At 49.3% G+C, this 14,723-nt stretch carries 6 protein-coding genes; 2 read left to right on the top strand and 4 right to left on the bottom strand.

The genetic code is table 11. The features are described from left to right. On the top strand, positions 1-1,476 hold the full coding sequence (locus N836_RS60980; protein WP_023074667.1) for a VWA domain-containing protein: 1,476 nt from the start codon (positions 1-3) through the stop codon (positions 1,474-1,476). Continuing rightward, on the top strand, positions 1,473-3,272 hold the full coding sequence (locus tag N836_RS75400) for an outer membrane protein assembly factor BamB family protein (protein ID WP_023074666.1): 1,800 nt from the start codon (positions 1,473-1,475) through the stop codon (positions 3,270-3,272). The genes N836_RS60980 and N836_RS75400 overlap by 4 nt, the downstream gene beginning before the upstream one ends. Positions 3,273-3,349: 77 nt before the next feature. On the opposite strand, the gene N836_RS60975 is transcribed toward N836_RS75400, so the two are convergent. The 4 genes from N836_RS60975 to N836_RS60960 form a co-directional block, all read right to left on the bottom strand. Next, complete coding sequence (locus tag N836_RS60975; protein ID WP_023074665.1) at positions 3,350-4,447, bottom strand: TIR domain-containing protein; 1,098 nt, start codon at positions 4,445-4,447, stop codon at positions 3,350-3,352. 85 nt (positions 4,448-4,532) lie between these two features. After that, positions 4,533-7,703 carry an efflux RND transporter permease subunit gene (locus N836_RS60970; RefSeq protein ID WP_023074664.1) on the bottom strand — a complete coding sequence of 1,057 codons (3,171 nt, stop codon included), beginning with the start codon at positions 7,701-7,703 and terminating at the stop codon, positions 4,533-4,535. A gap of 115 nt (positions 7,704-7,818) precedes the next feature. Further along, positions 7,819-9,180 (bottom strand): efflux RND transporter periplasmic adaptor subunit, encoded by a 1,362-nt coding sequence (locus N836_RS60965; protein WP_031293515.1) that lies wholly within the window; start codon positions 9,178-9,180, stop codon positions 7,819-7,821. Positions 9,181-9,795: 615 nt separating this feature from the next. Further along, on the bottom strand, positions 9,796-14,703 hold the full coding sequence (locus N836_RS60960; protein WP_023074661.1) for a DUF4132 domain-containing protein: 4,908 nt from the start codon (positions 14,701-14,703) through the stop codon (positions 9,796-9,798). Positions 14,704-14,723: the final 20 nt, after the last annotated feature.

Raw genomic sequence — 14,723 nt, 5'->3', positions numbered from 1 at the left:
ATGCAAGCTAAGGATTTACCATTGTTTGAACTATTTACTCGTCTGCAAGAGGCAGGTTTGCCATTGGGGCTAGATGAATATGCCATACTTGTTAAAGCCCTGCAGGCTGGTTTTGGTGTCCACGATCAGGCAACTTTATCGCGGCTATGTCAAACTTTGTGGGTAAAGAACGAAGAAGAATCACAAATTTTCGACTATCATTTCGCAGAAATCATTGGGCCTACAGCGCGCTCTCGTAGTGAAATTGCTCCAACCAATAGTCAGACAACGTATCTTCATCAAGAAAGCATATCTTCTCATGGGATTGCAACACAAAAATCTCGTCGACTTCTAAATAGAGCAATTATTATATTTACTCTTTTTTTAGTCTCTCTAGCTGGGCTAAAGCTTATGCGTATTGAACAAGAGGATATAAATTCTCCCTCTCCGTCGCTAGAACAGCAGCAGACTACACCTAATAATTCTGTTACAGAAACTGAGGAAACTCCAGCGGGTCAACAGCAGCAGATTACACCCAATAATCCTGGCAAATCGACTGAAGAAACCCCTAAAGTGCCAATTACTTTATTAGTTTTCTCAGTAGGTTCTATGCTATGTGGGACCTGTGTATCTTGGTTATTTATTCGTCAACTGACCGTCTTGCGGAACGCAGCACCAGATGATAGAAATGCAGACATTACGACCCAAATTGATACTTTTCAAACTGAGATGATTACCTTAGATAAAGGTGAGGTTCATTTAGCTGAAGTATTTCAAGAGTCAACAAACCAAAATGCTAGTACACCTAGGATTCAAAAAATAAGACGAGATGAATATTTTCCATTAACACGGCGACAAATGAGGCAAGGATGGCGATACCTTCGGCGCAGTAGTCGCCAAGGCCCAAAAACAGAATTTGATGTTGAGGGCACAGTCAACCAAATTGCTAATCAGGGATTATTCTTGGAGGTTCTGATGAGAGCACCTCGAAGCAATCGTAGTGACTTAGTGCTTTTACTTGACCAAGATGGCTCAATGGTGCCATTTCACTCGTTAAGCAAACAGTTCATGGATACAGCATTAAGATCTGGACGTTTAGGTAATGCCAGCGTCTACTACTTTCATAATTGTCCAAGAAAGTATCTCTATCATGATGCTCAACTCCAAGAATCTGAACACCTGGATCATTTTCTGAATCGACGATTGTCACTTAAATCATTTGTTGTGATTATAAGCGATGCAGGTGCTGCTAGAGGTGGATTGAATACTAATCGGATATTGCAAACGCAGGAGTTTTTAGATCAACTCAAAAAATGGGCGCGTTCCATTGTTTGGCTAAATCCACTACCTAGAAACCGTTGGGAACGTACAACTGCTAACGAAATAGCAAATTTTGTTCCTATGTTTGAAATAAATCGTACTGAATTTCAAAGTGCGATAGATACCCTTCGAGGACAGCGAAAAGGCTATACAACATTTTCTAAGACTGTACTATGACAAGTATGATCTTTCTTTCTATAGATAATACTTGTGAACTAAAGCTACCGCTTGTAGAAGCATTCTATAAACGGTATGGGGAAGCCCATCTCCTATTTGCTTGCCATGCAGCATTACCACTAGGACTTACTCCTGAGCTACTTTACAGCCTATGGATTAACTTTCAAGTAGATAGCAAGGGTAACGGTCTTAACGTTCCTTGGATAGCCACACCTGATTTGCTGTTATCTAATTTATGCGAAGAAGTTGGAGCTGGTCTTTATGAAATGGATCAGCATGTGCGTAGTGTCTTATTAACTCTTTTAGAACAAGATAATCGGTTTAAAGTCGAGAGAATCCAAGAGCTAGCTGCTTTTCTCGATATCTATATTCAACCCCAGTTGAAAAGTGAAAATATAGATACTAGAGATTTTGCTCAAGCACAACACTGGGTATCTATGGCCTATCTTCGTCCTGAAAGAGCAGCCAAAGAACTGACAGCTATTCTTGCAGCAGCTTTCCAACAAAAAACAGATGATTTATTCAGAATTGCCTCTATTGTAGATTCACTGAAAAAGCCTTTAGACAAATATCCAGACTTATTAACCTATGCTCGTGGAATGAGGAAATATGCTGAAGGTGATACTGAATCTGCTCAAAAAGAGTTTGATAAACTTCAGTCTCTCAAAAGTTTGCATAAATTCCCAGGTCAGAGGTTACCTATACCTCAAGAAGAATTACGACAAATTAGATCTAAACAAGCACAAAAGATAGCGAAGCTCTCCTTGACACATCAGTTGATAGCATCGCTCACTGCAGGAATTGTGACCAGTGGATTTTTTACATTGTTATATACACAAGTAGCTACTAGAACAGAACTGGGGCAACCACCTGTTTCGATATCATTACCAGAACCTATACAACTCAATACACAACTCCAGCAAACCCTGCCAGACCACACTGATAGTATCAATGATTTGCTCCTATTTGCTGATGCTCGCCGTATGATCAGTGCTAGCGCCGATAAAACTATTCGTCTATGGGATTTAGTTTCTGGGGAGGTACTACAAACATTTAATAATGAAACGAGCTTTGTGAATACCATATTGCTAAGTCCAGACGAAACTCAGCTTTACAACGGCAATGCTGATGGTACCTTGCAGGGCTGGACAGTGGACAACGGCAAATTACTTTGGCAACAGACTAACGCCCATAATGGCCCGATCAATGCGGTGAATCGCACCCCGGATGGTCAAAGATTGGTCAGTGGTGGAGCGGATGGTGCTATTCATGTTTGGGAAGCGAGTACAGGTAGAGCAGTGAGTTCTGTGGCCACGCAGCAAGGTGCGGTTAATAGCCTGGTGGTTACATCAGATGGTCAATATATTGTTAGTGGCGGTAGCGATCGCACCATCAAGCTTTGGAACATTTCTACCGGCGAACTTCAAATCATCCTAGAGGGACATGAGAGTTTTATTAATGCGGCGGCTATTAGTCCAGATGGTCGTTTTTTGTTTAGCGCCAGTGCTGATAGCACCATCCGCCAATGGCAGATTGAAACGGGTGCACCGCTGCGTATTTTGAGCGGTCATACCAGCTATGTTAACGGTATAGTTTTTAGTCGAGACGGGCAAAAACTATTTACCGGTAGTGCAGATAAAACTGTACGTATCTGGGATGTGGAAACTGGCGCACAGGAGCAAATTTTAACAGGATTTGACATGCCTATTGACCACATTGAGATTTCATCATCTGGGCAAATTATCGTTGCTAGCCAAACAAATCCAGCTATTAAGGTATGGAAAATTGCCGAATGAGATACAACTCAAAAAACAATATCTCTTCAAAGCAAGCGCTAATAATAACCTGTTAAGTCCTGGTATGTAAGACTTTATCACCCAGACAGTGCTTCAACAACTCGTCGTATTCCCCGTACCACATTTACAAAGGCCTCATCTTGATCATCCCAGCGAGTTACTGGCTTGGCATCCTTCGGTAATGCCTGCAGCTTCGCAAAAGGTGTTCCTTTAAAGTCCACCGGCTTCAAAATGATGGGAATTACGCGAGCCGTACCAGCCTCATGACGCTCCATCGCCCGTTTCAGCTCAATATCGTTAATATATTCTGAAAACAAAAATCGAGGAGTCACCAAAAGTAAAATAATCTGGGCGGCTTCTAGTTTTGTTTTGATCTCTGCATCCCATTCTGTTCCTGCTTCGATGGCTCGATCCTGCCAGGGTTTAATTTTGCCCTGTCGCTTCAGAGCCGACAGATGCATTTCCAATTCTTCTTTTAGCTCCTCATCCCTGTGGGAATATGAAATAAATACCCCTAGCGGCTCATTTGGAGCAGAATTAGATATTGCTGTGGGTGGCTGTTTGATTTGAGATTTAGTTTCAGGAGCTGATTTTTGTTGAGTCTTAGGGTGTACATTTCCCCTGAGCAGCACCGGTACTTCGTCATATCCCGTACTATTCAGTGCCATTGCCACTTTGCCTGACTCAAAGGCAAACTCGACGGACTCTCCGGCACCCAGCGCATCATAAAATCCTACGGCAAACTCGATTGCCGCTCGATCACCCATGGAGTCACGCATCCCGATCACATAGGGTACATGCTCCACAATCGCTTCTGCTTGCGCCTGCGAGTAACACCCGTTCAGTAATACACAGTCAATCGGTGACTTCTGTCCAATCAGTTTAAACAGACTCGCTAAAGCAGTCCCCGTCACCAGCTGACTATTACCCGACACACCCTCAAAATATAGGCCTGCGTCTCCAGCACCATGGCCTGAAAAATGCACAATCTGCGGTGATTCCTCTAGCATCGCGCGTTGCAAATCACGGGGACGTACGGCCCACCGCTGCACAATCTCAAACTGATCACGATGACTGGCTCGCTGCAGTCCTTCACTAATATCCCGGACCTCTTCGCCTATCCGTAAGCGTGTAGTATCATTCGGATTCGCTGCGAGAATCAGGATTTTAGGCATTGATCGAGCAGAGGATTAATTCGCTCTTACTATAGCCTGTTAATTATGGTTGGTCAGGGGCTACACATAGAAATTCGAGTTTCTATCAAACGCCTGTCCCCGTCATCTCTCTCTCGTAAACAGCTAACTGCTCATCGTCATCTGGCCCCTTGTGGGAATTAAACGGTTCGCTCAAGCTTTTGACAACAATGTACAAAATCGGTACAACAAACAAACTTAGAAATGTCGCGACAAACATGCCACCAAATACGGCTGTTCCCAACGACTGACGACTGCCAGCCCCGGCCCCGGTAGCAATCACCAAGGGGAAAATACTACTCAGGGTAGAGATGGCCGTCATTAGAATCGGTCGCATTCTGGACTGGGCGGCTTCTAATGCGGCTTTGACAATGGGTAAACCGCGATCGCGAAGCTGGTTGGCAAACTCTACAATCAGAATCGAGTTTTTACTAGCCAAACCAATCAACATCACCAGACCAATCTGGCAGTACACATCATTGGGTAACCCACGCATCGACTGGGCCAGCAAGGCACCAAATACTGCCAGAGGTACGGCAAAGAGAATAATTACCGGGTCTACATAGCTCTCATATTGGGCGGCCAGCACCAAGAATACAAAGATAATCCCCAGGCCAAAGATGATGGGAGCCTGACTGCCCGACTCGATTTCTTCTAGAGCGTTACCGGTCCATTCATACCCCAGACTGGCGGGCAATACCTGGGCGGCCACATCTTCCATTGTGGTGATGGCCTCGCCAGAACTGACACCAGGCGCTGCTTGACCATTGATTTCAATGGAACGGAAAAGATTGTAATGGTTAATTGTCTGGGCTCCGGTGGTTTCCTTAAGGGTCACCAGGTTACCCATGGAAATCATGGCGTCATTGTTGGAGCGCACATAGAGTTTGTTGATGTCGTCTGGGGCTGAGCGATATTGCTGATCGGCCTGGACATAGACTCGATAGGTACGTCCCTGCAATGTAAAGTCATTGACATAACGCGAACCGAGATAGGTTTGCAACGTGCCAAAGACATCATCAATGTCAACATCGAGGGCCTTGGCTTTATCCCGGTCTACGTCGATTTCAATCAGGGGAGAGTTGGCGGCATAGGTACTAAAGACGGCCTGTAGGTTGGGATCTTGATTGGCTGCCCCCAACAGACCAAACATATTTTGTACCAGGGTATCAATGGTCAGATTGCCACGTCGATCCTGGAGCTGAAACTGAAAACCACTAAAACTGCTCAGACCTTGAATGGATGGTGGATTGAGCGGAAATACCCGCGCTTCGGTGATCCCGGAAAACTGGCCAAATAGCTGGTTAATCAGACTAAAAGACGTTACCCCTGATGGACGCTCTTCCCAGGGCACTAGCGTCGTAAAGACAACACCATTGTTGGCCGTATTACCGCTAAAGCTAAAGCCGCCAACGGCAAATGTCGCCCGCACGCCGTCTTGGGCCAAAATCGTCTCTTCAACCTGACGCATCACTTTGCTGGTCTGGTTGAGTGACGAGCCTTCCGGTCCCTGAATCAGGGTAATAAAATAACCCTGGTCTTCATCGGGCAAAAAGGCAGATGGCACACTGTTGTAGAGCCAGCCAGTGAGTACCAGAGAGGCAACAAATGCAGCTAATACAAAGACTTTGAGTCGATTGAGCAACTGCAAGGCCCCGCCATACTGAGCCCGCAAGCTATCTAAAAATCGGTTAAAGGGATTAAAAATATAGTCGAGCCAGCCGTGACTGCCTGTGTTTTGACGCAGCAAGAGGCCTGCTAGGGTAGGGGTCAGGGTCAGGGCGTTAAAGGTGGAAAGCGCGATCGCAAATGCAATGGTCAACGCAAACTGTCGATACAGAGCGCCTGTCGTCCCTGGGAAAAACGCCACCGGAATAAACACCGCCATCAACACCAACGAGGTAGCAATCACCGCCCCCGTCAGCTCTCGCATCGCCTCAACCGCAGCCAGCTTTGGCGACATCCCTCGATTCTGAATCTTAGAGGCAATATCTTCCACCACCACAATGGCATCATCCACTACCATCCCAGTAGCCAGGGTCAGACCAAACAGAGTCAGACTATTAATGGAGAAGCCAAAGATTTTAACAATAGCAAAGGTACCAATCAGCGCCACCGGAATAGTAATCGCTGGAATTAGTGTTGTCCGCCAGTCCTGGAGGAAGAGATAAATCACCAATACCACCAGACCAACCGCCTGAATCAGCGTCCACACAACGCGGGTAAGAGACTGACTAACAAATTCAGTAGTATCAAAACCAATGCCGTACTCCATCCCCTGGGGAAACTCTGTCGCCAGCTCCGCCATCACTTCCTTGACGCCCTGCGCCACCTGCAATGCATTACTACCCGGCAGCTGGAAAATACCCAAACCAACCGATTCATTGCCGCTAAATCGTAAGAAGGTGTTGTAGCTCTCTGCCCCCAACTCGGCTCGGCCCACATCCTTAAGCTTTACCAGGGCACCATTGTCCCCGGTTTGAATTACCAATTCTTCAAACTCAGAGACCGTTTGTAGACGGCTGACGGCCCGCAGGTCAATCTGAAATGTCTGGTCATCGGGCGATGGCGGCTGACCAATTTGCCCGGCACCCACCTGAATATTTTGTTCTCGCAGCGCATCCACTACGTCGTCAGCAGTCAGGTCTCGGCTGGCCAACCGCTGTGGGTCCAGCCATAGCCGCATGGCATAAGTACGTTCACCAAAGATAACGACATCCCCAACACCTGGCACCCGGCGTAGAGCATCGACAATGTATAGATCGGCATAGTTGCTCAAAAATACATTGTCAAAGGTATCATCCCCTGAAAACAGACTCATGGCCAGCAGAATGTTGCTGTTCTGCTTGGATACCACCACACCAGTCTGACGGACTTCTTCTGGCAATTGCGGTTCTGCCAGAGATACCCGGTTTTGCACATCTACCGCTGCAATGTCTTTATCGCGGCTAGAGTCAAAGGTAACAACAATATTGCTAATACCGTTGTTACTGCTGTTAGAGGATATGTAGCGCATTCCTTCTACGCCGTTAATCTCTCGCTCTAGTACCGTGGTCACCGCTTTCTCGACGGTTTCAGCATCGGCACCAATGTAGCTAGCCGTCACATTAATCTGAGTCGGACTAATGTCTGGATATTGGGCAATCGGCAATGTGGGAATACTGACAACACCAATTAACAGAATGATAATGGCGCAAACGGTGGCAAAAACAGGCCGTTTAATAAAGTAATTGACCATGGAGAGATGCCTATTGGGTGGGTCGTAGGGGCCGGTCTTGTACCTGCCCTGGGCGTAGGGATCGGTCTTGTACCTGCTCTAGATTAAGCATGTGGAAAGTATCAGACACCAAATCTTAAGGAGATGCGTTGGCATCCGCCGCCTCGTCTTGTGGAGCAATCGGCGAACCATCCTGCAAGTTCAACAGGCCGGTAGTGACAATTTCCTCACCTGCGGAGAGACCGTCTAATATTTGGAAATTATTGCCCTGCATTGCCCCTAATGTTACCGGCCGTAGCTGTGCCACTTGCCCTTCCATCGGCGGCTGTCCGTCTTCCGGAGGTGGCGCATCCGCTGCTACATACACAAACGATTGTCCCCCAAGACGCGTAATCGCGGTGGCTGGTACTAACAGCCCCGGACGCTCGTCTAAAACAACGCGTACATCCACCCGCTGATTGTCCTGCAGGTTGCTAGATAAATTGGAAAACCGGGCTTTTGCCAACACGGTTTGGGTGGCGGCATCGGTCTGGGGTGAGATAAAGCTGAGGGAGCCTGTCGCCACTGGATCATCAGAGCTAAAGGTGAACAACTCCACAGGCATACCTAACTGAATTTCACCAATCTGCTCGGCAGGAACATCAATTTCTAGCTCCAGAACCTCGTTTTGAGTAATGGTAGTCAAGGTGGCACCGGGCTGGACATAATCCCCTAGTTCCACTGGAATATCGCCCACTACACCGGCAATGGGTGCGGTCACTGTTTTGTCCAGCAGATCTTCACGGGTAGCTTCAGCCGTAGCCTGGGACTGTTCTAAAAACGCTTCGGCCTGGGCCAGACTGGCTTGGGCTGCTTCGATCTCTTCCCTAGCCGCTGTCAGGGAAGCCGTAGCCGCGTTGCGATCGCGCTCTACTTCATCTAGTTCCTGCTGTGACTGCGCCCCCGCCTCGACCAGCCGCTGTGTCCGCTCAAACTCAGTATCCTGCAGCTTTACATCCGCCTCAATGCGAATACGCTGGGCCACCAACGACTGCAGCTGCGCACGGGAATTATCGCGAGCAGATTGAGCCGCACTGACACTTGCCAGCGCCGCACTTAACTCAGCCTGGGAACGATCGGCACTCAGCTCCATAATTGGATCGCCTGCAGCCACCTGATCACCTGAGGATACATAAATACGAGTAATCCGCCCATTGGCCTCAGGCTGCAAAACCACACCAGCCTGGGCATCCAAAGTACCAACAAACTCAGCCTGATCACGTAGAGTAGAAGGCTGCATTGATTCAAGAGTCACCGGTACCGCACCGCCCATCGGCATCTCCGAGGCTCCGTCACCTCTCCCCAGCACCCGCCATAGGACAAACCCTCCGACCGCCAACAAAATTAAAGCAGCTAGCCAAATCAACCAGTTGCGCTGAGTTGGGGCTTGAGCCGATATCGAAGACGACTGCATTGAAGCAGTTTCTACCGCCGTGGAAGGACTAGAATTTGAAGTCATAAAAATGAAAAGTTGACAGGAATCGAACTTAACGATTCTTAGGCAATAGTTCCATATTATCGAACTTTAGTAGTTTTGTAGCAAGCTCAAATGGTGGGAGGCTGAAGATACTGGCGAAATAGACAAAGTTTCACCAGAAGGCTGCCACTCAACTGAGCAGGTTGCTCGTAAATTCCTTACAAGTACTGAAGCTCGGCAACAAAATTGTTGATTGAAAGATTTGCTGGCATTCTGATTGAGGGGATGATTTTAGCTGTGAGGAACCGTCAAATAGCAAAGGCTACAGAGCGGCCCACCCCCCAAATCAGCAATCGCGATCTGCTTTTTCAAAATCTCCGTCTTTTAATTAAATTGTTGGAGTAAAAATAATGATATAAATCTCCGAACGACAAAAATTGCGAACTGTGCAGGTTGAATCAATCAGCCTTGAGCACGTGATAGTACTCATGCTCATTTCAATCCACCATAGCGTATATCTGTTGTTTCATGTAAACAATCTAGCCGTCCAGTTATGGATGAAATAGTATGAGCAAAATTCATAATTCAAAAGCTGGATACCCATAACAGAACTGCCCCACAACCTATCTGCCTGAACTCGTAAAACTAGCTACACTTTTACAACAGCTGTTCCAAAATCGTCGGGTCCTTGATCGCCTGATCATTGGCCAACAACAACACCTTAGAAACAACTTCCGCCGTTTTTGGATCGTCATCGGCAAAGGGTAAAAATAATCGACCCCGATGCTGGCTGTGAACCGGCACAATACACAGTGCCCCCCCAGGTTGACGGTGAACAGTGGCACTGCCTAGATGAATTGTATAGTTACCTAGCTGTCCCTCGATCAGAGCATGGGCAGCTTGTAGTTCCACATTGGTGATATTCAACAAACGATTGGTTTCACGGATCAAAGCGGCCCGCATTTCTATAGTTGAGGCACTGGCTTCTGGATCAACACCCCCTTGATGGGCAACGCTGACTACCAGATCTAAATCTCGCATCACTTCGCTAAAGACCCTGGGGGGTACATCCTTAACGGCAACGGGTTTGTGGTGCTGACGATCCACAAAACACACCTGATCAAGGGTAAATCCTTCGACTTCCGTGGGTGTATACCAACCTTCTTCAAAGTCAATCCATACCAACAGATTCTCGTCATGAAAGGTGCGACGCACTCCTTCTTCTGGATGGGTAACCCAGCCCCGCTGACCTAATAGGGCCAATGCTTGACGAGGGTTCACCTGATGTCCAGCATAGCGTCTGGAGCCGCGCCCCTGTTGTTCAGCGGTGGTGAGCACATACAGCTCTCGAAAGATTTGTTTAAAGGGCTGCACCAGACTCTGGTCAAAGCAGTATTGCTGCCACAGATGCCAGGTTTCACCCCTGGCAAAATCCACCGGATGGGCCAGGCGCAATCGCATCTTTGCCGTTAGTGCTATCTGGCTACCGTCATAGCTTTGCAGGGTGTTGTCCAGGGGATATCCCCAAGTTGCTAAGGTCTCGTCCACAAATACTAGCTGCTGCAAAATGGGGTTGAGTACGGGATGGGTGAGCAGCTGTTTCAGTTCAGCACCGGTAAATTCATCGCCCCGGCACATGGCGATCTCTAGGGACCCCCGCATGCGCCTAGCCTGGCGAGTGATGTCGCGCTTACGCGCTTGAAGGGCTTTAATATCAGGGTTTTTCTTGAGTTTGGCAGGAATGCTTTTGAGGGATTTGCCTTTTTTGATTACGCCTATTTGGGGTTCACCGGTCACCGTCAGGCTGAGGCTAACGGTGACCTCGTCGACAGCAACAGCAACAGGACCTGCGGCCAGGTCTGCGATCGCAACGCCTTCCATCGCCCATTCCAACCGCTGTGGGTCAGGGTAGCCTGCCGTCCGCGCCAGATTTTCCATACCAATACGGGATGCCAGCTTTTCACTGGCCTGGCGTTGGGAGCCAAATTTACGACTGGTGCGCAAAAACTCTTGAATCATCTGATAGCGCTCTAGCAGATCGGTCTGACGTTTTTTCCCCTTGGCCAGCGGCAGCAGCCCCAAGGCTCGCACTGCATCCTGATGGCGTTTATCTTGAATGCGCTTTACCAACTCGGTACGTTTGGTCTCACCGAGCATGGCCTCTGCAAACAGCTGGGCTCGCTTATGACCCGCTCCACCGGAGGCATATTTAGCCGCTTCGTTGAGTTTGGCCCACCGCTCGGCCTTTAATCGCTGATATATCCGCTGGAACCAAGCCACATCCACCGCACCATCGACTAAATCCTGGCTTGATAAGGGCGTCAGCTCCGCAATTTGAGCCGCCCACAGATCACGAATAGTCCCATCCACCTGCCAAGAATTGTCCTTGGTGTGGGCATGAAACCACCAAACCGCCTCTGCCAGGTCTGGCCACCCCAGAGCATGTTCCACATAGCGGGTCCACTGGGGGGCATATACCGCCAACTCTACCAGGCGCTGCTCAGGGATTTCGGCCACTTTGACCGCTTTGGTAAAGGCCTTGGGAGTATCCGCCTCTGCCGGAAACGACACCCGGAACAGATGGCTAAACACGGACGATTTACTCTGGCTATCCCATAGCCAGCCGCGAGCAAATTTCTCTTTGCCAAAGTTCTGCAGCAGCTTCACCACGACAGCAATGCCCTGGATAGAGTTGAGGGCTAGGGCTGGGGCGGTAGCTGCCGTGGGTAAATCGCCTCGACTGAGTTCAACGGAGAGGATGCGATCGCGACACTGCTCCACCATCTCCCCCAGTTGCGGATAGGTTTTCAACAACGGATCACCCTTGCGCTTAGTCAGCCGTTGTAGCTCCGCAAACCTATGTCCTCCATAGCGGCCAACGGTCTGCTGACTGCCCAACAGCTGATCATATACATCCGCCGCTGTGGCTGCTCCCACCCGAAACGCCCCCATGACCTCGTTTAGCTCTGGACGCTGCCGGGAGACAAAACCGCCCTCTTTAACCTGTTCGTACTGCTGTCCATAGGATTTAGCATTCTCTATCTGTTGCCAGCGTGGCAAAGAAGCCGCCTCCGGCTCATCCACCCAACGTAGCAGCAGCCAAAGTTGCTTCACCTGTTGGTCATTCCAGTCAGTTGAATACTGTTGATAATGGGACCTTGCCAACGACAGCCAGGTCATCAACGAAGTTTGTCGCCAGTCATAGCGCTGAGCGCCGGAGGCCCGTTCGAGAATCGTGGCCAAGGTATACTGAGCCCCATTTAACACCCGAGCGACCCCCTGACTGGGAGGTGCTAACAACTGCAGCCACTGCAGCACACTGTTGACAATAGCGGGATACTGGAGTGGCTCAGTGGAGAGAGACCACTGTTGAGTTAACCCCTGAATCCAGCCAGGCGGTTGTTCATCAAAAAATCGATATCCGCCCACGCTGTAGCTAGAGCCACTACTCAAGGTCGCCGTCGCTCGCACCAGCTCTAAGCTATCCTGTGGTCCCTGCTCTGTTAACCAGGTTTGCCACACCTCAGCCAGCGGCAGTTTTTGCAAATTCTCTTCTAAGGAGAGCTGAGCCTCTGGCCACGGGAACCAGTGCATGTTACCTAAAAGTTCGGGGTCTCCCCAACGACTAGGAACAGAAGTCGCCCGATGCTGATCGACTAAATTATCCAAGGATTGTAGTACAGCCTGGGCCGCATCCGTCACCAGAGGTATGGGAGTTTCTGGCATCTCAGGGCACATCGGTTTGGTCCTTTGCTGGGGAGGAGCCAAGCCTAATGCGTCATTGAGAGTAGGCACATCTTGCTCGCTGGCCAACAACTTATCCAACAGTTCTTGCTCGCTGGCCGTACGCTTAGAGCGCTGTTCTCCATACTGTTCAGCAATGGCACGAACATCGGCACGCTCCGCCTGCTGCAGCTGCGCTAACAGTTCTAACCCGGCCAAACGCTGCGGCAGCTTAGAGGTCTTTAACAAGCGTTCGGCACTGGTAACTACAGCTGCATCCGTCTGTTTTAGCAATAGCGAAATTACCCCTTGTCGTAGGTCAGCTGCTTTACGGGTCATCAGGGCTTCCATGGTTTTCGCCTCCAGCTCGCTGGGCACATAGCCATGGAGCTGCAGCTGTCGAATCATTTCCTCCCGCACATAGCTGCTGCGATCTCGCAGTAATCCGAAGATGACCTCACCCATAGCCTCATCCCAGGGCTGACTTTGAGCCAGTTGTTCAGCCAGCTGTCGCTTCCCCCAATGTCCCATCATTGCAACATAGGGCAGCAAACAGTCAATGGGACGATCCTGTTGCCGTCTCACCAGCTCATCCGCAATACTGGCTCGATCAATCGTCGCTTGCATCCAAGGCCAGACCAGTGATTTAAGCACCGTCTCTTTAGCCAAGAATCGTTGCAGAAAAGCTTCTAACGCCTCAAATGCATCTCCTTGGTCAGACCGAGCCGAATAATGGGAGAGAGCAAAAAAGGCCTGCCCCGCCACCCGTAGGTCATCATCGGCCAGACTAGGGAGCAGCGCTGTTCGACTTTCAGAAATATCCAGTTGTCGCAACAGATAGGCAGCCACAAACCGCTGCTCCAATTGACCTGTCTGGAACACAGCCTGAGCCGCCTTGATCGCCTGCCCAACATCTTTAAAGGCCAGGGACCAAAGTGATAGATACAGTCGATTCGGCTCAGTCTCCTCTAGTGCCACCGTTTCAGACTGCTCTAAAAGCGTTAATACCTGCTCCAAACTCTCCTGAACCCAGCGTCGTTGGTCCACATCCCATCCCAGACCAAACCACACATCCGCTGCCCGAATTGTGGCACTAAACCGCACCAAATTTTGTTCTAGAATCACCCGCAGCATCCGCTGAAACGCCTGGGGGTGAGCTTCATCAATGGTTTCTAATATCACCTGACGCAGCCCTTCCTGACGCTGGGCCGCCACCAGCATATTCTCCATGAGCTGCCAGCCTTCAGGCTGTTCTGCCACCAGCAAGGCCCGCGTCACATGGCGACCCATGGCTCCAATGTCATGGTCCCCTCGGGCCGAGTCGCACAGAATATCAAAAACCTGTTTGCCAGTCTCATCATCTTGATTAATGGCAGCCGCAAAGACCAAGCCGAGACAATCAGCTCCATAGCCAATATAGGGAGACCAGGCCGCATACCAGTCCAGCGGTTGTTCATACTCTTGGGTGATCCCCAGGAGAGAATATAGCCACTGGCTGCGCTTATCAGTGTAATGTGCAGGCTGGCTAGATCGAAACGCCCGTCTGGCGTAGCCGTTTTGATAGGGCAGCTGGAGCATCAGCTCATAGGCTGCATCCACATAGGCTCCAATCTGGGGAAAAATAGCTAAAAACAGCTGTCTGCGATCTTGAGTCGACAATTTGCTAACCGCTGCCATATCTTGCCAGGAGTCCCGACGTTGTTTACCGTTAAGCCCTAATAAGCTTTGCCCAATCTGATTTAGGGCATCCGGTAAAGCGGCAAGAGTGGCGCTTCTGCGCTCGGCCCAGTCATCCACTCGAAACGCTTTTAATCTCTCCTGGGCAATTTCGCGTTTAAGCATAGTCGTAGTTAGCTATTCAC

It is taken from the genome of Leptolyngbya sp. Heron Island J (genome assembly GCF_000482245.1).
In the GTDB taxonomy this organism is placed as follows: domain Bacteria; phylum Cyanobacteriota; class Cyanobacteriia; order Phormidesmidales; family Phormidesmidaceae; genus Leptothoe.
The sequence above is the reverse complement of the archived record's forward strand: the minus strand, read 5'-3'. Positions and strand labels throughout refer to the sequence as shown.